We start from the raw sequence: 21453 nt of genomic DNA, 5'->3' as shown, positions 1-21453 counted from the left end.
GTCATGCCCGGGCTTGTCCCGCCTGCGCGGCCGAAGCCGCTTCGGCGCGGCGAAGGCCCGGGCATCCACGTGGTTCCCAGCGCGCCGGAACGACGTGGATGGCCGGGACAAGCCCAGCCATGACGAAGGAGAGACGGACGAGCGCACCGCTCCACCTGGGCGGCATCTCTGCACGACAAAACGGAGCCCTGTTCGGCGGAGGTTGAACAGCTTTCGCGCGCTGGTATGTTCCGGACATGTCCAGCATCGACATTCGCCCGACCACCGAAGCCGACCTTTCCGCCATCACCGCGATCTACGGCCAAGCCGTCCGCGAGGGCACCGCCACGTTCGAGCTGGACCCTCCTGATCTGGCCGAGATGACCCGCCGCTTCCGGGCGCTGACTGACGGCGACTTTCCCTATTTCGCCGCCGTGCTGGATGGGCAGGTGGTGGGCTATGCCTATGCCGGGCCGTACCGGCCGCGCCCCGCCTATCGCTTCACGGTCGAGAATTCCATCTATCTGGCGCCGGCAAGCCAGCGCCGCGGCATCGGCATGCGGCTCATGCGGCAGCTGATCGCCGCGTGCGAGGAGAAGGGCTTCCGCCAGATGATCGCCGTGATCGGCGACTCCGCCAATGCCGGCTCGGTCGGGCTGCATACCGCCTGCGGCTTCCAGATGATTGGCACCCATCCGAGCGTTGGCCTGAAGTTCGGGCGCTGGCTGGATACGGTCATGATGCAGCTGTCACTCGGCGCCGGAAGCAGCGACATTCCCGCTTGAGCGCGTCGCTCGCGCAGGGACCGTCCCGCTCAAACCAGCGCCGGCTTCGGCGCGATCGCCAGCAGCACCCGCTCAAGCTCATGGCCGCGGCGCAGGATCAATCCGGTCGCCGAGATCACGCTGTACATGCCCTGCTTGCGCGCCAGACGCGGGTCCTTCTCGATGCGGTAGAGCGGCACCTCGGAGGCCCGGCGGAAGACGGAGAAGACGGCGCGGTCGCGCAGGAAATCGATCGAGTAGTCCCGCCACTCGCCGTCGGCAACCATGCGACCGTACAGATTGAGGATGCGGTTCAGCTCGAGCCTGTCGAACGTCACCCGGTTGGGCGCCACGGCCGCGCTACGCGCCGCCGCGCGATTCTCGCTGGGATCGGCATCCTCCGGCGTGAGGTTCATGAGTGTCCTCCTGTCATCTCTGTGACATGATCGCGCCAACCGGACGAAGCCGCAAGGGGCCGTTTTCATTATTGAAGTTCGGCTGCGCCAACGACAGAAGCGGTTCCGGCAACACGTCAGCGTCACGGGATCGTTAGCGGAATCATAATCGCGCCGTCTTTCCGCCCAGGGAGCGCCCCCGACGTTAGGCATAAGATTCGTGTGCGTTGGCCCGGTCCTTTCGGTTCCGGATTCCTCAGCCCCCAGCCCCCCGGGGTCGTCAGGATCGGGTCTATTCACAAGTAATGGCAAAGGGCCAACGCGAGTTGGTCCTTTTGCTTTTTGGCGACAGCAAGCGTCGTCCGTTCAGCGAACGGCTTTCACAACCGTCGACAGCCTCGGCTCAAATCCAGATTGTTAGCGGCGGGGGCGCGAGCGCTAGTGCAGTTCGGAATAGGCGGCGCCGAGCATGGGACCGGGGCGATCACGGCTGCCGTCCTGCACATAGACGACCGCGCCATCGACGCCCTCGCGGGCGATTTTCTCCAGCGGCACACTCCAGCTGACCGACGTGCCGTTCCAGTCGCCGAGCTTCAGCAGACTGCGAACGACATTGTAGTAGGTCAGCTCCCGCCCGCTGTTTTCGCCGCGCCCGACCTGGATCGGAACGGCGCGCGCGATGGAGCAGACCCAGACCTCGCCATGCTTGCGCAGAGTATGCTCGGTCGCCGCGGCCACCGAGACGGTGAGCTCCTGCCCTTCGATGGAGAGCCGGACCGGCACCGACATCGCGTTGCCAGCCTGGGCGGTCTCCTCGATCGCGCCTTCGATCGCCTCGCGGTCGCTGCCGATGACGTGAACCGAGCCGTTGACCACGGCCTGGGGCGTATAGACCTCGCGGTCGCCGCGCGCGCGCGAGTAAGCGCGCTGACGGGCGGTGAAGCGGGAATCGGCCAGAGTATCCTTCCAGCCGAGATAGTCCCAGTAGTCGATCGGCAGGGACAGCGCGATGATGTTGGGATCTCTCGCGAGCTCGCCCAGCACCTTGTCGGCCGGCGGACAGGACGAGCAGCCCTGCGAGGTGAAAAGTTCGATCACTGCACGGGGGTCGGCGGAGGCCGGCCGGACGAAAGCAATGACCGCACAGACACAAAGCGCCGCGCGCGACCACCACGACATCTGTCCACTCATCGCCACTGTCCCGTCTGGACCACCGTCCGCTGTGCCCTGGCGCGTCTCCACATACGCGATGCCGTCCTCGTAGTTAACAGACCGAAAATGCAAAGGAGGCGGCCTTGTCATAGGCCGCCTCCTTCATCACCCGCCACTCACTTCAGAGTGAGCCAAACTGTCGCATGGCGCTTTGGTTAAGCGGCCAGCTTGCGCAGCACGTAGTGCAGGATGCCGCCGTTGCGATAGTAGTCGAGCTCGTCCAGCGTATCGATCCGGCAGAGCAGCGGCACCTGCTGCGCTGCACCGTCGGCCGAGACAATCTCCGCGGTCAGGGTCTGGCGCGGCTTGAGATCACCTTGGAGACCCTTGATGGTGACCTTCTCGCCGCCCTTGAGGCCGAGCGACGACCACGACGTGCCCTCCTGGAAGGTGAGCGGAAGCACACCCATGCCGACCAGGTTCGAACGATGGATGCGCTCGAAGCTCTGGCAGATCACGGCGCGAACGCCGAGCAGGCGGGTGCCTTTGGCCGCCCAGTCACGCGACGAGCCGTTGCCATATTCGGCGCCGGCGAACACCACCAGTGGCACGCCTTCTTCCTGGTACTTCATGGCGGCGTCGTAGATCGACATCTGCTCGCCGTCGGGCCAGTGCTTGGTCAGGCCGCCCTCGGGGATGTTGCCGTCGGCGCCCTTGAGCATGAAGTTCTTGATGCGGATGTTGGCGAAGGTGCCGCGCATCATGATCTCGTGATTGCCGCGGCGGGTGCCGTACTGGTTGAAGTCGGCCGGGCGGACCTGGTGCTCGCTGAGGAACTTGCCGGCGGGCGAGGTCAGCTTGATCGAGCCGGCCGGCGAGATGTGGTCGGTGGTGATCTTGTCGCCGAACAGCGCCAGCACGCGGGCCTCGACGATGTCCTTGATCGGCTCCGGCTCCTTCTTCATGCCCTCGAAATACGGCGGATTCTGCACGTAGGTCGACGACATGTTCCAGCGATAGGTCTCGCTCTCGACGGTCTTGATCTTGCGCCAGTTGGTGTCGCCCTTGAACACGTCGGCGTAGCGCTTCTTGAAGATCGAGGCCTTGACGAACTTCTTGACGAAGTCATTGACCTCCTTCGTCGTCGGCCAGATGTCCTTCAGGTAGACCGGCTTCTTGTCCTTGCCGATGCCGATCGGCTCGACCGCGAGATCCTTGGTCACCGTGCCGGCCAGCGCGTAGGCGACGACCAGCGGCGGCGAGGCCAGATAATTGGCCTGCACGTCCGGCGAGACGCGGCCTTCGAAGTTGCGGTTGCCCGAGAGCACCGCCGCCGCGACCACGCCATTGTCGTTGATCGACTTCGAGATCTCCTCCGGCAGCGGACCCGAATTGCCGATGCAGGTGGTGCAGCCGAAGCCGACCAGGTTGAAGCCGACCTTGTCGAGGTCCTTCTGCAGGCCCGAGTTCGCGAGGTACTCGGCAACCACCTGGCTACCCGGGGCCAGCGAGGTCTTCACCCAGGGCTTGGCCTTCAGGCCCTTGGCGGCGGCGTTGCGGGCCAAGAGGCCAGCGCCGATCAGCACGCTCGGGTTTGAGGTGTTGGTGCAGGAGGTGATGGCGGCGATGACGACATCGCCATGGCCAATGTCGAAGTCCTTGCCCTCGACCGCGAAGCGCTGCTCGGCGGCGTCCGGCTTCTTGTACTCACCGGCCAGCGCGGTCGCAAAACCCTCGGCCACCGCGGGGAGCGCGATGCGGCCCTCGGGACGCTTCGGACCGGCCATCGACGGCACGACGTCGCCGAGATCGAGGTTCAGCGTCTCGGTGAACACCGGGTCGGCCGACTTGGCGGTGCGGAACAGGCCCTGCGCCTTGGCATAGGCCTCGACCAGCGCAACGCGCGGGCCCTTGCGGCCGGAGGTCTTGAGATAGTCGATGGTGGCTGTGTCGACCGGGAAGAAGCCGCAGGTCGCGCCGTATTCGGGGGCCATGTTGGCGATGGTCGACTTGTCGGCGACCGAGAGATGGTCGAGGCCGGGGCCGAAGAACTCTACGAACTTGCCGACCACGCCGAGCTTGCGCAGCATCTGGGTGACGGTCAGCACCAGGTCGGTCGCGGTGACGCCTTCCTTGAGCGCGCCGGTCAGCTTGAAGCCGACGACGTCAGGCAGCAGCATCGACAGCGGCTGGCCGAGCATGCAGGCCTCTGCCTCGATGCCGCCGACGCCCCAGCCGAGCACGGCCAGACCGTTGACCATGGTGGTGTGCGAATCGGTGCCGACCAGCGAGTCCGGATAGGCGACCTCGAAGGTGCCCTTGGTCCGGCCGACCGTCATCTTCTCCTTCTTGGTCCAGACCGTCTGCGCCAGGTATTCGAGATTGACCTGGTGGCAGATGCCGGTGCCCGGGGGCACGACGGAGAAGTTCGAGAACGCCTTCTGGCCCCACTTCAGGAATTCGTAGCGCTCCTGGTTCTGCTTGTACTCCTCGGCGACGTTCTTGCCGAACGCCTTGTTGTCACCGAAGTAGTTCACGATCACCGAGTGGTCGATGACGAGATCGACCGGGACCAGCGGATTGATCTTCTCGGCGTCACCGCCGAGCTTCTGCATGGCGTTGCGCATGGCGGCGAGGTCGACGACCGCCGGCACGCCGGTGAAATCCTGCATCAGCACACGCGCCGGGCGGAAGGCGATCTCGTGCTCCAGCGACTTCTTGCGCAGCCATTTCGACACCGCGACGATGTCGTCCTTGGTGACGGTGCGGCCGTCCTCGTTACGCAGGAGGTTCTCGAGCAGCACCTTCATCGAGTACGGCAGCTTCGAGATGTCCTTGAGACCGTTCTTCTCGGCTGTGGGCAAGCTGTAATAGATGTAGCTCTTCGTTCCGACCTTGAGGGTCTTGCGACACTTGAAGCTGTCGAGCGAGGTCATGCGTGGGAATCCCAATTGATCTGTATACCCTGAGGGGGTATTTTCGAACCGTCAGCGCGAGGCGCCGGATGGCTTGCAGCGGCCGATTGTGTGCTGCATCAAGGTCGGGCTTATAGAAGCTTTCTAACTGCGTCGCTACAGAGACAATCAAGTCCCGGCGTGGCATCACCCACAAATTCTCGCACGCTAGCCATCAATTTCGTAAGGGCTGTCACGACGCGCCATGCAGCAGTCTCCACCACCGTCTCCGAGGCTGTTCGGACACGACGTCAGATGCGTGCGCGGCGGCCGCGAGGTGTTTGCCGGTCTTGCCTTCGAGGCGCGCGCGGGCGAGGCGCTGGCCGTGACCGGGCACAATGGCGCCGGCAAGACCTCGCTGCTGCGGCTGATCGCGGGCCTCCTGCTGCCGACCGGCGGCACGATCGCCATCGAGGGCGGCGGGGGCGAGCTGACGGTGCCAGAGCAGGCGCATTATCTCGGCCACCGCGACGCGCTGAAGCCGGCGCTCAGCGTGCGTGAGAACCTGACATTCTGGGCCGACTTCCTCGGCGGCGGAATGACGCGCCCGATCCCGGATTGCCTCGCGGCCGTCGGCATCGCGCACGCGATTGATCTGCCCGCGGGCTACCTCTCCGCCGGCCAGCGCCGCCGCCTATCCCTGGCCCGCCTCCTCGCCGTGCCCCGCCTGCTCTGGCTGCTCGACGAGCCGACCGCGGCACTCGACGTCACCGGACAGGCGATGTTCGCCGGCCTGATGCGCGAGCATCTAGCAACGGGTGGGCTGATCGTCGCCGCCACGCACGGGCCGCTCGGCATCGACACACGCGAACTGCGGATTGGAAACTGAGCTGATGTTTATGGGACAGGCAATTTTTCACCGCGACATCGGTGCGCCCCCCTCCCCCTTGCGGGGAGGGGTCGGGGGTGGGGGTCCCAGCAAAGACTGCCCGTGTGGACCCCCACCCCCAACCCCTCCCCGCAGGGGGGAGGGGAGCGCAGCGAGTTCGGAGCAGCAGCGTCGCTCCCAAGCATTTCTCATCAGGGCTCTTTTCCAATGACCGCCCTCGGTGCCCTCATCCGCCGCGACATCCGGATCGCGCTACGCATTGGCGGCGGTGCGCTGATTGGCGTGCTGTTCTTCCTCACCGTGGTCGTGCTGATGCCGTTTGCCGTCGGCCCGGATCTCGCCCTGCTCACCCGCCTCGGCCCGGCGATCCTCTGGCTCGGCGCCCTGCTCGCCAGCCTGCTGACGCTCGACCGCCTGTTCACCGCGGACCACGAGGACGGCTCGCTCGACCTGATCATCATGAGCCGGACGCCGCTGGAGTTCGCCTGCGCCGCCAAGGCGCTGGCGCACTGGCTGGCCGCCGGGCTGCCGCTGGTGATCGCCACGCCCGTGCTCGGCCTGCTGCTGAACCTCGACGCCACCGCCACCGGCGCCGTCGCCCTGACCCTGCTGGCCGGCACGCCGGCGCTGACCTTCATCGGCATGATCGGCGCAGCACTGGCGGTGACGATGTCCCGTGGCGGCCTGCTGCTGGCCGTTTTGGTCCTGCCGCTGTCGATCCCGGTGCTGATCTTCGGCGTCGCGGCGTCGCAGGCGGCCATCGTCGGCCCGCTGCCGTTCGGCGCGCCGTTCTCGATCCTCTGCGCCTTGTCGCTGGTCAGCTTCGTGATCGGCCCGTTCGCAGCCGCAACCAGCCTGCGCAACGGCCTGGACTAACGGAACACCGGCGGGGTTTGACCATGATCAACTCTTGCCGAGCTGTCCTGTGCTGATGGACTGTAAACGTTTCCGCCTTTAACAAGGGCCTCATGTCGCTGATCGACCTCGCCAATCCCACCAGGTTCCTCGCGCTGGCCGCGCGCCTCTTGCCGTGGCTGGCGCTGGTCACCGTCGCGCTGCTGGCCGCCGGCCTGTACCTGTCGGCGCTGGCGCCCGACGACTACCAGCAGGGCGCGACCGTCAAGATCATGTTCATCCACGTACCCAATGCGTGGCTGTCGATGTTCGTCTGGGGCGTCATGAGCATCGCCTCGCTCGGCACGCTGGTGTGGCGGCATCCGCTCGCCGATGTCGCCGCCAAGGCTGCCGCGCCGATCGGCGCCAGCTTCACCTTTCTCGCCCTGCTGACCGGCTCGCTGTGGGGTCGGCCGATGTGGGGCACCTATTGGGAGTGGGACGCCCGGCTGACCTCGGTGCTGATCCTGTTCCTGATGTATCTCGGCCTGATAGCGCTGTGGCGCTCGGTCGAGGATCCCACGCGCGCCGCGCGCGCCGCCGCGGTTCTGACATTGGTTGGCGCGATCAACCTGCCGATCATCAAGTTCTCGGTCGACTGGTGGAACACGCTGCACCAGCCGGCCTCGGTGATGCGGATGGGCGGACCTGCGCTCGACAAGGCCTTCCTGATCCCGCTCCTGGTGATGGCGATCGGCTTCTCGTTCCTGTTCATCACCCTGCACGTTGCAGCCATGCGCAACGAGATCCTGCGCCGGCGCGTGCGCAGCCTGCAGATGATGCAGGCGCGGTCTTATCAGGGCAGCGCGCCGTCCGGCGGCGCAACCAGCCAGATCGTGGGAGCCGCCTGACATGGACCTCGGCCCCTACACCTCGTTTATCGCCACCTCGTACCTCGCCGCAGCCCTCGTCGTCGTGCTGCTGATCGCCTGGATCGCGATCGACTACCGCACCCAGAAGGCGCGGCTGCGCGCGCTCGAGGACAGCGGCATCAGCCGCCGCTCCGGCCGCGCCGCCACGGACATGCAATGACCGACCAGACCGCCCCCGAGGCCGCGCCGCGACGGCGCTCGCTGTTGATGCTGCTGCCGCTCGTGGTGTTTCTCGGGCTGGCGGCGCTGTTCTGGTTTCGGCTCGGCAATGGCGACCCCTCGCGGATTCCCTCGGCGCTGATCGGCCGCCCCGCGCCAGCCACGCCGCTGCCGCCGCTGCCCGAGCTCGCGAGGGACGGCGCCGTCATTCCGGGACTCGACCCGGCCGCGCTGAAGGGCAAGGTCAGCATCGTCAACGTCTGGGCTTCGTGGTGCGTGCCCTGCCATGACGAGGCGCCGCTGCTGGTCGATCTCGGCCGCGACAAGCGCTTTCAGATCATCGGCATCAACTACAAGGACGCCGCCGACAACGCCCGCCGCTTCCTCGGCCGCTACGGCAATCCCTACGATTTCGTCGGCGTCGACGGCAACGGCCGCGCCGGCATCGAATGGGGCGTCTACGGCGTGCCGGAGACGTTCGTGGTGGGGCGCGAGGGCACCATCGTCTACAAGCTGGTCGGCCCGATCACGGCGCAGAACATCGACGCGGTGCTGAAGCCGGAAATCGAGAAGGCACTGAAGGCGGGGGGTTAGTCGGCTGGATGCGAGCCAATAAATTGCTCGTCATTTCGAGCAAGCTGTCCGTCCACCCCCGCTGTCATCGCCCGGCTTGACCGGGCGATCCAGTACGCCGTGACAGCATTGTGAATCACGACTGCCGCGGCGTACTGGATCATCCGCTTTCGCGGATGATGACAGTGGGGATGAGGCGCGCGCGCAGTGCCTCACGAATTTCAGCTGCGATCGTCGTTCCGGGGCAATGCGGAGCATTGAACCCGGAACCTCGAGAGTCCGGGTTCGCTCGCTGACGCGAGCGCCCCGGAATGACGGCTCTGAGAAAGCTACCCCTTGCTCACATCGCCTTCCGCCGCGTCGCTGGCTTCCAGCGAGGCCGGGTCCTGATGGTAGCGCTTGATCAGCGGCATCTGGGCGATGGCGAAGATCATGGTCAGCGGCAGCACGCCGAACGCCTTGAAGCCGACCCAGAAATCCGTGCTCTGCGTGCGCCAGATGATCTCGTTCAGCACCGCCATTCCGGCAAAGAACAGCGCCCAGCGGAAGGTGAGGATGCGCCAGCCGGCCGGCGTCAGGTTGAACATCTGATCGAACATGATCGCGATGAACGAGCGGTTGAACACCAGCCCGCCGCCGAGCACGGCCGCGAACAGGCCGTAGATGATGGTCGGCTTGACCTTGATGAAGGTCTCGTCGTGCAGCACCAGCGTCAGCGTGCCGAACACGATCACGACCACGGCAGTGACCAGCGCCATCAGCGGAATGTGCCTAGTCACGACATAGGACGCGATCAGCGCCGCGATGATCGCGACCATGAAGGCGCCAGTCGCGGCGAACAGATTGAACTTGGCGTTGACGAAGAAGAACACGATCAGCGGACCGAGTTCGGTCGCGAGCTTGAACAGCGGATGCGGCTGGGTCTTGTCCATTCCATGTCCCGTTGGCTGTCATCAGCCGCCTATGGCTGATCCAGTAGTTCCGTCAGATGTCGCTGACCAGCAAGGGCCGCGCGTCAGTCCTCGATGCCGGCGATCGCCCGCGCGAAATCCTTCGCCGCGAACGGCTGCAGATCGTCGACGCCCTCGCCGACGCCGATGAAGTGCACCGGCAGCTTGAACTTCTCCGACAGCGCCACGAGGATGCCGCCGCGCGCCGTGCCGTCGAGCTTGGTCATGACCAGGCCCGTGACGCCAGCCGTACGATGGAACGCCTCGACCTGCGACAGCGCATTCTGTCCCACGGTGGCATCGAGCACGAGCAGCACCGCGTGCGGCGCCGAGGCGTCGACCTTGCGAATGACACGCACGACCTTTTCGAGTTCGTTCATGAGCTCGGCCTTGTTCTGCAGCCGGCCGGCGGTGTCGATCAGCAGGATGTCGCGGCCCTGCTCCTTGGCCGCTGTGATGGCATTGAAGGCGAGGCTGGCGGAATCCGAGCCTTGCGCGCCGGCGATGACAGGCGCCTTGGTGCGCTCGCCCCACACCTTAAGCTGCTCGATCGCTGCCGCTCGGAAGGTGTCGCCCGCAGCCAGCATGACGTGCTTGCCCTCGGAGGCGAATTTCTGCGCCAGCTTGCCGATGGTGGTGGTCTTGCCCGAGCCGTTGACGCCGACGACGAGGATGACGAACGGCTTGTGACCAGGCTCGATCGTCAGCGGCTTCGCAACCGGCGACAGCACCTTCTCGACCTCGGTCGCGACGACGGCCTTGACCTCGTCGGCGCTGATCGCCTTGTCGTAGCGGCCCGCGCCGACGGCCTCGGCGATCCGGGCGGCGACCTGGGTGCCGAGATCGGCGCGCAGCAGCACGTCCTCGATGTCATCGAGCATCGCGCGGTCGAGCTTGCGCTTGGTGACGAGGTCGGCCACGGCGGTGCCGAGCGCGCCGGAGGTGCGCTTCAGGCCGTCCGACAGCCGCCGCCACCACGACCGCTTGGGTGTTTCGGAGGTGGTATCGTTCATGGCGTGGTGTTAGCCCTTTCCTCTTCCAAACGAAAGCTCACACCGGCGTTACGGTTTCCATGGACATTAACCAACCCACCGACGAGGAGATGCTGGCCCGCGTGCTTCACCGCGACGGGCTGATGCTGGTGATCGACAAGCCCGCCGGCATTCCCGTGCACAAGGGACCGAAGGGCGGCCCGAACCTCGAAGCCTCGTTCGACGCCCTGCGCTTTGGCCTGCCGCGCCCGCCGGTGCTGGCACATCGGCTCGACAAGGAAACCTCCGGCTGCCTCGTGCTCGGCCGCCATCGCAAGGCAACGGCGTCGCTCGGGCTTTTGTTCAAGCACGGCAAGATTTCGAAGACCTATTGGGCCGTGGTCGAGGGCGGCCCGGAGGCTGACGAAGGCGTGATCGAGCTGCCGCTGGGCAAGCTCAACGCCGAGCGCGGCTGGTGGCAGAAGCCTGATCCGAGCGGGCAGCCGGCGGTGACGAAGTGGCGGGTGCTGGGGCGGTCGTACGCTGTCGCTGCGGCCGACCCATCGCCAAGCTCACCTCCCACTTGTGGCACGACCTCCCCTCCCCCTTGCGGGGAGGGGTCGGGGGTGGGGGTCCCCACGGGCATTGCCGCCCGGAGCCACCCCCCACCCCGACCCTCCCCCGCAAGGGGGGAGGGAGCAGATCGCGCCACTGGCGAGAGCGCGGCCTCATCAGGCAAGGCACCCAAGCTCACCTGGCTTGCCATGGAACCCATCACCGGCCGCACCCACCAACTCCGCGTGCATTCCGCCGCGTCCGGCTGGCCGATCATAGGCGACAACATCTACGGCAACGGCCCGCGCTTCGGCGAGCCGCGGCTGCATCTGCATGCGCGGGAGATTTCCATCCCGCTCTCGAAGAACAAGCCGCCGGTGCAGGTGGTTGCGCCGGCGCCGCTGCACATGCATGAGCGGCTGCGGCTGTGCGGGTGGAATGGGGAGTGAAGCGTCTCGGACGCAAGTGAGACCCTGCACTCTCGCCCACACCACAGCTGTCATCGCCCGGCTCGACCGGGCGATCCAGTATTCCAGAGGCGGTTATTATTGACCAAGAGGCCGCGGCGTACTGGATCGCCCGGTCAAGCCGGGCGATGACACCGAGGGTGGGGCTGACAGTTTTCCGCCATCATGGCCGGCGATCACCAGCCGCTGCACTGAGCCCGGCTCGGCACCCGTGACTGACACCGGCAGATAATGCTCCGTCCTGCCCTGCGTCGCACTCTCGATAAGAACTTCACGCGCGCAGCCGATCTCGGCATCCAGCCGCCGCCGCAACGCAGCCTCCCCCACTGCGCGCAGCCGACGCGCGCGATCACGGATGACGGCGCCATCCACCTGCGGCATGCGCGCGGCCGGCGTGCCCGGGCGCGGCGAATAGGGAAAGACGTGCAGGAGCGTCAGGCCGCATGCCTCGACGAGGTCGAGCGAGCGCGTAAACATCTCCTCCGTCTCGGTTGGAAAGCCTGCGATCAGATCAGCGCCGAGCGCGATGTCCGGCCGCAGCCGACGCACCTGGTCGCAGAACGCGATCGCGTCCGCGCGCACATGCCGCCGCTTCATACGCTTCAGGATCAGGTCGTCGCCGGCCTGCAATGACAGATGCAGGTGCGGCATCAGCCGGGCATCGTCGGCGAGCGCATCGAGCAGGTCGGCATCGGCCTCGATCGAATCGATCGAGGAGATGCGCAACCGTTTCAGCTCCGGCACGTGGCGCAGGATCTGTTTCACCAGCAGGCCGAGCTTCGGCGTGCCGGGCAGGTCGGCGCCGTAGCTGGTGAGATCGACGCCGGTCAGCACGATCTCAGCATGGCCGCGCTCAGCCAGCGTTCGCACCTGATCGACCACCGCCCCCATCGGCACCGAGCGTGAATTGCCGCGGCCGTAGGGGATGATGCAGAAGGTGCAGCGATGGTCGCAGCCGTTCTGCACCTGGACGAACACCCGCGGCAGGCCGCGCTGGAAGCCGTCGACCAGATGCGGCGCCATCTCGGTGACGGCCATGATGTCGGAGACGGCGACCTTTTCGGTCGCATCGATGCCGAAGCGGGGCGCAGCCAGCACCTGCGTAGTCGCGCGCCAGGCGTCCGGCCGCAGCTTGTCGTCATTGCCGATCACGCGATCGACTTCAGGCATCGCAGCGAACATGTCGGCCTGCGTCTGCGCCGCGCAACCAGTCACGACGATGCGCGCGTAAGGGCGCTCGCGCTTCAATTTGCGGATCGATTGCCGCGCCTGCGCCACGGCCTCGTTGGTGACAGCGCAGCTGTTGATGACGATGGTGTCGTCCGCCCCCGCTGCCTCGACATGGCGCGCGATCAGCTCGGACTCGAACGCGTTGAGCCGGCAGCCGAAGGTGACGACATCGACGCTCATGCGACGCTGGCGAACAGCGCTGGCTCAAACCGGCCCTCGAACTCGAACGTCGCGGTGCCCGTCATCAACACGTGGTCGTCGCGCTCGCGCCACTCGATCGTCAGCTCGCCGCCCGGCAGCGTCATGTGCACGAGCCGGTTGGCGCGCTTCAGCCGGGCGGCGGCGACCGCGGTCGCACACGCCGCCGAGCCGCAGGCCCGGGTCAGTCCCGCGCCGCGCTCCCAGGTGCGCATCGTGATGTGGTCGCGGTCGACGATCTGGGCCAGCGTGATGTTGGCCCGCTCCGGGAAGATCGGGTGGTTTTCCAAGAGCGGCCCGAAGCGCTCGAGGTCATAGGAATTGACGTCGTTGTCGACCCAGAACACAGCGTGCGGATTGCCCATGCTGACGACCGACGGCGAATGCAGGATCGGCGCGTCGATCGGGCCGATCTGCAGCTCGATGTAGCGGGTGTCGCGGAACTCCTCGGCCAGGGGAATGTCCTGCCAGCCGAACCTCGGCACGCCCATGTCGACAGTGTAGAGATCGGGCGCCGGCCCCTGCCAGCAGTTCAACAGGCCGGCGCGGGTCTCGAACGTCGCGCTGGTCTGCCCGGTCTTGCCGAACACCTGGCTCACCACGCAGCGCATGCCGTTGCCGCAGGCGCCGGATTCCGAGCCGTCATTGTTGTAGATGCGGATGAAGGCCTCGGTGCCATCGAACCGTGGCCGCTGCAGCACCATCATCTGGTCGTAAGGTACGCGCGATGCAACCGCCCGCGCCTCGTCCGGCGTGACGACATGCTTCACGTCGCGCAGATCCAGCACGACGATTTCGTTGCCGATCCCGTTCATCTTGACGAAGCTGTGGTTGGCCAGCGGGCTCATGAAAATATCCAAATTGTGTCCGCCTTATATGGCGAAAGGCGCCGCATTGACCAGTCCGCAGGGGGACATGACGCATCTGTCATGGGACGCCGCGCCGCCGGGCATGTTAGGACCGCATGTTCGCCGGCACGCGCCCTGCGCAGGAGCAGCACGGCACTGGAGAATAGTCGAATGAATCTCAGCACGTTCCGCCTTGTTCTGGCCGTGGGCACGGTCGCGTTGGCGCTGGGTGGCCCGCTCGCCCGGGCGCAGGCGCCGTCCGCCTCCCCGGCTCCGGCGGCCTCAGCCTCGCCCGCCCCGGCGCCGAGCGCCACCCCGGCCCCCTCGGCGTTGCCCGCTGCCTCCGCCAGCCCGTCCCCGACCCCCGCCGCCAGCGCGAGCCCGTCATCGTCGCCCGCGGCCCAGGCACCAGCCACTCCGCCAGCCGCCGCGCCGAGCCAGGCGGCCGACGCCTTTGGCGAAGAGATCAAGCTCGAGGCCAAGAAGGTCGTGCTCGTGAAGGGCACCGCCAACTGGGACAATGCGTTCGACACGCTGATCGACTCCTTCAAGGCGCTGTCGACGACCCTCGACAAGCAGGGCGTCAAGCCGGCCGGCAACGGTATGATCGTCTACACCTCGACCGATGACAACGGCTTCACTTATTTGGCGGAGATGCCGATCGACCAGGAGCCGAAGACGCTCGGCAAGGGCATGAGCATCGGCCAGTCGCCCGAAGGCAAGGCGCTTAAGTTCGTCCATCGCGGCTCCTACGACAACATGGACAACACCTACGAGGCGATCACCAACCATCTCGACGAGCGCCGGCTGGAGGCCAAGGACACCTTCATCGAGGAGTACCTGACCGATCCCTTGAAGACGGCCGAGGACAAGCTCGTCATCAACGTCTACGTGCCGTTGAAGTGAGCGCCATGATGCTCAGACCGCTGCTCGTTGCCGCGATGATGGCCTCCGCCGCTCTGCCTGCGCTGGCGGACGACATCGCTCGGCAGGACACGCCGGCGATCACCGTCAGCGGCGAGGGCAGCGTGCAGGCGCCGCCGGATCTGGCGCAGATCGATGCCGGCGTCGCCTCCGATGCCAAGACCGCGCGCGAGGCCGCCGAGGCCAACAACGTGGCCATGGCGAAGGTGCTGCAGTCCCTGAAGACGGCGGGGATCGCCGACAAGGACGTTCAGACTTCGCGGCTGTCGCTGCAGCCGCAATATGCCCAGAACCGGCCGGGACAGCCGGCCGTGACCGGCTATCGCGCCAGCAACCGCGTCACCATCAAGGTGCACGACATCGCCAAGGTGGCGAACGTGATCGATACGGTCGTGGCCGCAGGCGCCAATGATGTTGGCAACGTCTTCTTCAGCGTCGCCGAGCCGTCCAAGCTGCTCGACCAGGCGCGCGAGAAGGCCGTCGCCGACGCGCGCCGCAAGGCCGAGATCTACGCCAAGGCCGCCGGCGTCACGCTGGGCCAGCCACTCAACATCGCCGAGGACGGCGCGCCCACCCCGGTGTTCCGCGCCAAGACGTTCGCCGCACCGATGGCCGCCGGGGCGCCGACGCCGGTGGCACAGGGCGAGGAGACGCTGTCGGTCACGGTCAGCGTGACCTGGGCGATCAAGGCGGGGCAGTAAAGCCCCCCAGCCTCCGCGGCGTACTCACGCCAAGCCGTGAGCCGACACCGCTGCTACAAACTCGATGTCGTCCCGGCCTTGAGCCGGGACCCATACTCCGCGGCGGGTGTCGTCGCGCGAAATGGGGCAACTAGCCTTCGCAACATTACGTTCGGTGGTTATGGGTCCCGGCTCAAGGCCGGGACGACACCTGTTTTGTAGCGGCGGCGAGTTAGATCTCCACCACCTGCCCCGGCTTCAGCACGCTGAACCGCTCGCGTGGAATGCCGGCGGAATCAAGCGCCGCATGCAGCGCGTGGACAGGCGCGTCGATCGCTTCGTCCGTCAGCTGGAACGTGCCGTGATGATGCGCCAGCGCGGTCTCGGCGCCGCAATCTTGTAACGCCTGCACGGCATCCTCGGGGTTCATGTGCTGGTCGCGCATGAACCAGCGCGGCTCATAGGCGCCGATCGGCAGGATTGCGAGCCGCAGCGGCGCATGCGCTTCGGCGACCCGGCGGAAATGCTTGCCCGTGCCGTAGCCGGAATCGCAGACGATGTAGAGCCTGCCGCGCGGGGTCTCCAGCACGAAGCTCGCCCACAGCGCCTTGTTGCGATCGAAGATGCCGCGCGCGGTCCAGTGCCGGGTCGGTACCAGCGTGACCGCGACCTCGTCGTTGAGCGTCACGCGGTCGTGCCAGTCATAGGCCTCGGCGCGAATCTTCGCATCGGCATCGGTCATGGTGAGATCGTTGCCGAGCGGCGTCACCACGCGCGGCGCGAAACGCGCCGTCAGCTTCGAAAGCGTGCGGATGTCGAGATGATCGTAATGCCCGTGCGAGACCAGCACGACGTCGATATGCGGCAGCGCCTCGAAGGCGATGCCGGGATCGTTGTGCCGCCTCGGACCCGCGAACGAGAGCGGCGAGACCCGCTCCGACCAGACGGGATCGATCAGAATGTTCAGCCCGCCGGTCTGGACCAGCCAGCTGGCATGGCCGATGAACGACAGCCGCACCGTCTCGCCCTCGATCCGGTGCGGCGGGGTATCCGCATGCGGGCTCGGCGCCCAGGCGGGCCAGCGCGAGCGCTTGCCGTTGCGGTCGAACTGCCAGCGCAGCACCTGGGCGAGGGATTTGGGCGGAACGCCGTCGGGATCGTAGAAGCGCTTGCCGTCGAAATGGTCGGTGACGGGGCCGGAATAGGTCCTGGAACGGCGCAGCAAGGGTGTCCTCGCAATGGGAAAGCTAAACTAGCGCAAGAGGTAAGGCGCCACTCTGGGTCCGGCAACGGCGCGCAGCGCGCAAGTTTCCTTGACTTTTCCGCCTCCGGGGGGTTTAACCCGGCCGAATTTCGGAAAGTTTCGTCTTTTCGAGCCACCGCCCGGTCCTGGAGGCCGGAGGTCAACGCCCGACAGCGCTGTGCGCCCTCGGGCGCAAACGTGTTTGGACTGACGGTTTCGGCCGACGGGCCGAGGTCTATATGGTCGTGGTCTATATAGTCGTCATGGGCCGCAGCAAGCGGCGATGACGGGCGGCAACGAAGCGAGCGCCCGACAAGGGCAAAGGATACGACATTGTTCGACAATCTGTCGGAAAGGCTTGGCGGCATTCTCGATCGGCTGACGGGGCGCGGTTCGCTCTCGGAGGCCGATGTCGACGCCGCGATGCGCGAGGTCCGTCGGGCGCTGCTCGAGGCCGACGTCGCGCTGGAGGTTGTCCGCAGCTTCACTGACCGCGTGCGCGAGCAGGCGATCGGCGCCACCGTCGTCAAGTCGGTCACCCCCGGCCAGATGGTCGTGAAGATCGTCCATGACGAACTGGTCAAGACGCTCGGCGACGACGGCCAGACCATCGACCTCAATGCGGTGCCGCCGGTGCCGATCATGATGGTCGGCCTGCAGGGCTCCGGCAAGACCACCACGACGGCCAAGCTCGCCCGCCGCATGGTCCAGCGCGACAAGCGCAAGGTGCTGATGGCCTCGCTCGACGTCTACCGTCCGGCCGCCATGGAGCAGCTCGCGGTGCTCGGCCGCGACCTGGACATCCCGACCCTGCCGATCGTCGCCGGCCAGATGCCGCCGCAGATCGCGCGCCGCGCCATCGAGGCCGCCAAGCTCGGCGGCTATGACGTCGTGCTGCTCGATACCGCCGGCCGCACCACGCTCGACGAGGACATGATGAAGGAGGCCGCCGAGATCAAGGCGGTCGCCAACCCGCACGAGGTGCTGCTGGTCGCGGATTCGCTGACCGGTCAGGACGCGGTCAATCTCGCCCGCTCGTTCGACCAGCGCGTCGGCCTCACCGGCATCGCGCTGACCCGGATCGACGGCGACGGCCGCGGCGGCGCGGCGCTGTCGATGCGCGCGGTCACCGGCAAGCCGATCAAGCTGCTCGGCACCGGCGAAAAGACCGATGCGCTGGAGGACTTCTATCCCTCGCGGATCGCTGGCCGCATCCTCGGCATGGGCGACATCGTCTCGCTGGTCGAGAAGGCCGCGGCGAACATCGACGCCGAGAAGGCCGCGCGCGCCGCCGAGAAGATGCGCAAGGGTCAGTTCGACCTCAACGACATGCGCGAGCAGCTGCTGCAGATGTCGCAGATGGGCGGCATCAGCGGGCTGATGGGCATGATGCCCGGCATCTCCAAGATGAAGAACCAGATCGCTGCCGCCGGAATCGACGACAAGATCCTCAAGCGCCAGGTCGCGATCATCGATTCGATGACCCGCGAGGAGCGCAAGCATCCCGACCTGCTCAAGGCGAGCCGCAAGAAGCGTATCGCCGCAGGCTCCGGCCAGAGCGTCGAGCACGTCAACAAGCTGCTCAAGATGCACCGGAACATGGCCGACGTGATGAAGGCCATGGGCTCCGGCAAGCGCGGCCCGCTCGCCGGCATCGCCCAGGCGATGGGCTTCGGCGGCGGTGGCGGCATGCCCTCGCCCGAGCAGCTCAAGGCGCTGGCCGACAAGATGCCGGGCGGCATGCCCGGCGGCCTGCCGAACTTGCCGAAGGATCTTCCCGCCGGCCTGCGTGGCGGTTTGCCCAATCTGCCGGGGCTTACCGGTCTCAGCGGCAAGCCGACGCTCCCCGGCCTCGGGCTTCCTCCGGGGAAGAAGAAATGACCTCACTCCCGTCATTGCGAGGAGCGAAGCGACGAAGCAATCCAGAGTCGCGCGTGCCGCCCTGGATTGCTTCGCTTCGCTCGCAATGACGACTTCTATCCAACCTTCACATCAATCCATCGACACCTAGGAGAACTTTCATGTCCGTCGTCATTCGTCTCGCCCGTGCCGGCACCAAGAAGCGCCCGGTCTATCACGTCGTCGTCGCCGACTCGCGCTTTCCGCGTGACGGCCGCTTCATCGAGCGTCTCGGCTACTTCAATCCGCTGATGCCGAAGGACAACGAGGCGCGCCTCAAGCTCGACATGGAGAAGGTGAAGGGCTGGCTCGCCAAGGGCGCACAGCCGTCCGACCGCGTCGCCCGCTTCCTCGACACCGCCGGCGTGAAGAAGCGCGAAGCCCGCAACAACCCCGAGAAGGCCGTGCCGCGCAAGGAGCGCAAGGCGCAGGCCGAAGCCGCCGCCAAGGGCTAACGTCCTTTGACGATCGTGGCCTCATGCTTCGAGACGTGCGGCTTTGGCCGTGCTCCTCGGCATGAGGACTTGGCTCCTCGTCCTGAGGAGCGCGCCGTTGCGCGCGTCTCGAAGGACGAGGCCTCGTGATGTCCAAGCTGATCTGCGTCGCCAGGATCGGCGCCGCGCACGGCGTGCGCGGCGAGGTTCGGCTGTGGACCTTCACCGAGGACCCGCTGGCCGTGCTGCATTACGGCCCGCTGACGACCAAGGACGGCAGCCGCTCGTTCGAGGTCACCAAGGCGCGCGAGGCCAAGGATCATCTCGTCGCGAGCTTCAAGGGCATTACCGACCGCAACGCGGCCGAACGCCTCAACGGCGTCGAGCTCTACGTGCCGCGCGACCGCCTGCCCGAGACCGACGACGATGAATACTACCACGCCGACCTGATCGGCCTGGCCGCCGAGACCACGGCCGGCGCCCCGCTCGGCCGCGTGCTCGCCATCCATAATTTCGGCGCCGGCGACATCATCGAGATCGCTCCGCCCTCCGGCAGCACCCTGATGCTGCCGTTCACCAATGCCGTGGTGCCGACGGTGGACCTCGCGGGCGGGCGGGTCATCATCGAGCTGCCTGATGAGATTGACGGCGAGGATCGAGCTTCGGCCGATGAATCGGCGTCGGCTGAGGACGATGCTGCCGCCCCAAACTCAGCTCGTCATCCCCGCGAAAGCGGGGATCCATAGCCACCGCAGCCGATTGGCTTGCGCGGAACTGGCAGCGTGTCACTTTCCAACATCACGCGGTATGGGTCCCGGATCGGCGCGGCGACGCGCTGATGCGCGTCACGGCTTGTCCGGGACGACACCGGTGGTGGAGTCGCACCAGTCTTTGCGCTTGGCGCATTCGGTGGGCTCGATCTTGCTTCGCCGCTGCCGTACAGAGCGCCATGACCACTTCGCCCCCTCTGACCGCGCCCTGGCGCGCGACTGTGCTGACGCTGTTTCCGGAGATGTTTCCCGGACCGCTCGGCGTGAGCCTCGCCGGCCGGGCGCTGACATCAGGCATCTGGTCACTGGAGGCGCGCGACATCCGCGCGTCGGCCACCGACAAGCATCGCAGCGTCGATGACACGCCTGCCGGCGGCGGCCCGGGGATGGTGCTGCGCGCCGATGTGCTGGCAGCCGCCATCGACGCCGCGGCCATCGCACCCGAGCGGCCGAAGCTGCTGATGAGCCCGCGCGGCCGGCCATTGACCCAGGCCTTCGTGCGCGAGCTCGCCGCGGGGCCCGGGCCGCTGATCGTCTGCGGCCGCTTCGAGGGCATTGACCAGCGCGTGATCGACGCACGCGAACTGATCGAGGTCTCGATCGGCGACTACGTGCTGTCGGGCGGCGAGATCGCCGCGCTGGTGCTGATCGACGCCTGCGTGCGGCTACTGCCGGGCGTAATGGGAAAGCTCGAATCCGGCACCGACGAAAGCTTCTCCGACGGCCTACTCGAGTACCCGCAATACACCCGACCGCAGGTCTTCGAGGGCCGTAGCATTCCGGATGTGCTGACCTCCGGCGATCACGCCAAGGTCGCGGCGTGGCGCCATGCACAATCCCTGGCTCTCACCGAGGCGCGCAGGCCCGACCTCTGGGGCGAATGGCAGGCACGCCAGCCCCGGGAACAAAGCAGGACCAGCCAAAAAGCGCCAAAAAGCACGACAGACGGGTGACAAGCCTCGCGCTTTGCCTTATAGGAGCGCCCAATTCCGCAAGTGACGGCAGGAACAAGCGCAGCCCGCGTGACCCGGCTGGGCGCGCCGCCGATGGAGATTTACCCGTGAACCTGATCCAGCAGCTCGAAAAAGAGCAGTTCGACAAGCTGTCCGCCAACAAGACAATTCCGGAGTTCGGCCCGGGCGACACCGTGATCGTCAACGTGAAGGTGGTCGAAGGCGAGCGCACCCGCGTGCAGGCCTATGAGGGCGTCTGCATCGGCCGGTCCGGCGGCGGCATCAACGAGAGCTTCACCGTCCGCAAGATCTCTTACGGCGAGGGCGTGGAGCGCGTATTCCCGATCCTGTCCCCGATGATCGACTCGATCAAGGTCGTGCGCCGCGGCAAGGTGCGTCGCGCCAAGCTGTATTACCTGCGCCAGCTGCGCGGCAAGTCGGCCCGCATCGTCGAGAAGCAGGACCGCCAGCAGGCTGCCGCTGTCAACGAATAATCGTTGCTTCCGTTGGATTGACGAAAAGCGCGGGCTGGCCCCGCGCTTTTTTTGTTTTGCTCCGCCGTCCTTGCGAGCGAAGCGACGAAGCAATCCAGGGTCCTTGCTCAGCCCCTGGATTGCTTCGCTTCGCTCGCAATGACGGAGAGATCGCGCGTCCTCCCTGCGACAAACGCATCTCGCACTCGGCGGCTCGCGTGCTATATATTTCCCTGAAATGGTTCTAGATCGCACCAGCATGGCCTGCCGCCGCGTCGTCATCGACG

Annotated in this window: 22 protein-coding genes; 14 read left to right on the top strand and 8 right to left on the bottom strand. The window is 66.4% G+C overall.

Annotation, left to right across the window (positions count from 1 at the left end; translation table 11 throughout):
* Window positions 1-236: 236 nt before the first annotated feature.
* Window positions 237-764 carry a GNAT family N-acetyltransferase gene (locus BRADO_RS01880; RefSeq protein ID WP_011923625.1) on the top strand — a complete coding sequence of 176 codons (528 nt, stop codon included), beginning with the start codon at window positions 237-239 and terminating at the stop codon, window positions 762-764.
* A 29-nt stretch (window positions 765-793) separates the two neighbouring features.
* Here the strand turns inward: BRADO_RS01880 and BRADO_RS01875 are convergent, their stop codons facing one another.
* The 3 genes from BRADO_RS01875 to acnA all read right to left on the bottom strand — a co-directional run bounded on the left by BRADO_RS01875 (window position 794) and on the right by acnA (window position 5226).
* Window positions 794-1159 carry a DUF2794 domain-containing protein gene (locus tag BRADO_RS01875; RefSeq protein ID WP_011923624.1) on the bottom strand — a complete coding sequence of 122 codons (366 nt, stop codon included), beginning with the start codon at window positions 1157-1159 and terminating at the stop codon, window positions 794-796.
* A 417-nt stretch (window positions 1160-1576) separates the two neighbouring features.
* The gene (locus BRADO_RS01870) at window positions 1577-2317 is read right to left on the bottom strand and encodes a thioredoxin family protein (RefSeq protein WP_011923623.1); all 741 of its coding nucleotides are present in this window, start codon (window positions 2315-2317) and stop codon (window positions 1577-1579) included.
* 188 nt (window positions 2318-2505) lie between these two features.
* Window positions 2506-5226: an aconitate hydratase AcnA gene (gene acnA, locus BRADO_RS01865; RefSeq protein ID WP_041755993.1), complete on the bottom strand. Its 2721-nt coding sequence runs from the start codon at window positions 5224-5226 to the stop codon at window positions 2506-2508.
* 223 nt (window positions 5227-5449) lie between these two features.
* On the opposite strand from acnA, the gene ccmA reads away from it, so the two are divergent.
* The 5 genes from ccmA (at window position 5450) to BRADO_RS01840 (ending at window position 8592) form a co-directional block, all read left to right on the top strand.
* Window positions 5450-6073 (top strand): heme ABC exporter ATP-binding protein CcmA, encoded by a 624-nt coding sequence (ccmA, locus tag BRADO_RS01860; RefSeq protein ID WP_011923621.1) that lies wholly within the window; start codon window positions 5450-5452, stop codon window positions 6071-6073.
* 207 nt (window positions 6074-6280) lie between these two features.
* Window positions 6281-6949 (top strand): heme exporter protein CcmB, encoded by a 669-nt coding sequence (gene ccmB, locus BRADO_RS01855; protein WP_011923620.1) that lies wholly within the window; start codon window positions 6281-6283, stop codon window positions 6947-6949.
* 92 nt (window positions 6950-7041) lie between these two features.
* Window positions 7042-7818, top strand: coding sequence for a heme ABC transporter permease (locus BRADO_RS01850; RefSeq protein ID WP_011923619.1), 777 nt, complete (start codon window positions 7042-7044; stop codon window positions 7816-7818).
* 1 nt (window position 7819) lies between these two features.
* Complete coding sequence (ccmD, locus tag BRADO_RS01845; protein ID WP_011923618.1) at window positions 7820-7999, top strand: heme exporter protein CcmD; 180 nt, start codon at window positions 7820-7822, stop codon at window positions 7997-7999.
* A complete protein-coding gene (locus tag BRADO_RS01840) occupies window positions 7996-8592 on the top strand; it encodes a DsbE family thiol:disulfide interchange protein (RefSeq protein WP_011923617.1) in 597 nt (198 codons plus the stop codon). The genes ccmD and BRADO_RS01840 overlap by 4 nt, the downstream gene beginning before the upstream one ends.
* 308 nt (window positions 8593-8900) lie before the next feature.
* Here BRADO_RS01840 and BRADO_RS01835 read toward each other — a convergent pair whose 3' ends face one another.
* Together BRADO_RS01835 and ftsY are read right to left on the bottom strand one after the other, a co-directional pair.
* Window positions 8901-9503 carry a septation protein A gene (locus BRADO_RS01835; protein ID WP_011923616.1) on the bottom strand — a complete coding sequence of 201 codons (603 nt, stop codon included), beginning with the start codon at window positions 9501-9503 and terminating at the stop codon, window positions 8901-8903.
* Window positions 9504-9586: 83 nt separating this feature from the next.
* Window positions 9587-10534, bottom strand: coding sequence for a signal recognition particle-docking protein FtsY (ftsY, locus tag BRADO_RS01830; RefSeq protein WP_011923615.1), 948 nt, complete (start codon window positions 10532-10534; stop codon window positions 9587-9589).
* A 59-nt stretch (window positions 10535-10593) separates the two neighbouring features.
* Between ftsY and BRADO_RS01825 the strand changes: the two genes are divergently transcribed.
* A complete protein-coding gene (locus tag BRADO_RS01825) occupies window positions 10594-11496 on the top strand; it encodes an RluA family pseudouridine synthase (RefSeq protein ID WP_011923614.1) in 903 nt (300 codons plus the stop codon).
* A 96-nt stretch (window positions 11497-11592) separates the two neighbouring features.
* Here the strand turns inward: BRADO_RS01825 and mtaB are convergent, their stop codons facing one another.
* Both mtaB and dapF read right to left on the bottom strand, forming a co-directional pair.
* Window positions 11593-12924: a tRNA (N(6)-L-threonylcarbamoyladenosine(37)-C(2))-methylthiotransferase MtaB gene (mtaB, locus tag BRADO_RS01820; protein WP_011923613.1), complete on the bottom strand. Its 1332-nt coding sequence runs from the start codon at window positions 12922-12924 to the stop codon at window positions 11593-11595.
* A complete protein-coding gene (gene dapF / locus BRADO_RS01815; RefSeq protein ID WP_011923612.1) occupies window positions 12921-13790 on the bottom strand; it encodes a diaminopimelate epimerase in 870 nt (289 codons plus the stop codon). Before dapF ends, mtaB begins: the two co-directional genes overlap by 4 nt.
* A 171-nt stretch (window positions 13791-13961) precedes the next feature.
* On the opposite strand from dapF, the gene BRADO_RS01810 reads away from it, so the two are divergent.
* Entirely contained in the window at window positions 13962-14696 is a 735-nt protein-coding gene (locus BRADO_RS01810; RefSeq protein ID WP_011923611.1) for a GyrI-like domain-containing protein, read from the top strand.
* 5 nt (window positions 14697-14701) lie between these two features.
* A complete protein-coding gene (locus BRADO_RS01805; protein WP_011923610.1) occupies window positions 14702-15415 on the top strand; it encodes an SIMPL domain-containing protein in 714 nt (237 codons plus the stop codon).
* A gap of 211 nt (window positions 15416-15626) precedes the next feature.
* Here BRADO_RS01805 and BRADO_RS01800 read toward each other — a convergent pair whose 3' ends face one another.
* On the bottom strand, window positions 15627-16619 hold the full coding sequence (locus BRADO_RS01800; protein ID WP_011923609.1) for an MBL fold metallo-hydrolase: 993 nt from the start codon (window positions 16617-16619) through the stop codon (window positions 15627-15629).
* Between the two features lie 351 nt (window positions 16620-16970).
* On the opposite strand from BRADO_RS01800, the gene ffh reads away from it, so the two are divergent.
* From ffh to rplS, 5 genes are all read left to right on the top strand, one after another.
* Window positions 16971-18518 carry a signal recognition particle protein gene (gene ffh / locus BRADO_RS01795; RefSeq protein WP_011923608.1) on the top strand — a complete coding sequence of 516 codons (1548 nt, stop codon included), beginning with the start codon at window positions 16971-16973 and terminating at the stop codon, window positions 18516-18518.
* 140 nt (window positions 18519-18658) lie between these two features.
* Window positions 18659-18991 carry a 30S ribosomal protein S16 gene (gene rpsP / locus BRADO_RS01790; RefSeq protein ID WP_011923607.1) on the top strand — a complete coding sequence of 111 codons (333 nt, stop codon included), beginning with the start codon at window positions 18659-18661 and terminating at the stop codon, window positions 18989-18991.
* 128 nt (window positions 18992-19119) lie between these two features.
* Window positions 19120-19716 (top strand): ribosome maturation factor RimM, encoded by a 597-nt coding sequence (rimM, locus tag BRADO_RS01785; protein ID WP_041755992.1) that lies wholly within the window; start codon window positions 19120-19122, stop codon window positions 19714-19716.
* A 203-nt stretch (window positions 19717-19919) separates the two neighbouring features.
* The gene (gene trmD, locus BRADO_RS01780; RefSeq protein WP_011923605.1) at window positions 19920-20693 is read left to right on the top strand and encodes a tRNA (guanosine(37)-N1)-methyltransferase TrmD; all 774 of its coding nucleotides are present in this window, start codon (window positions 19920-19922) and stop codon (window positions 20691-20693) included.
* A gap of 107 nt (window positions 20694-20800) precedes the next feature.
* Entirely contained in the window at window positions 20801-21187 is a 387-nt protein-coding gene (rplS, locus tag BRADO_RS01775; RefSeq protein ID WP_011923604.1) for a 50S ribosomal protein L19, read from the top strand.
* Window positions 21188-21453 lie beyond the last annotated feature (266 nt).

It is taken from the genome of Bradyrhizobium sp. ORS 278 (assembly GCF_000026145.1).
Taxonomy (GTDB): domain Bacteria; phylum Pseudomonadota; class Alphaproteobacteria; order Rhizobiales; family Xanthobacteraceae; genus Bradyrhizobium.
This window is presented reverse-complemented; position numbering and strand designations above follow the sequence as displayed.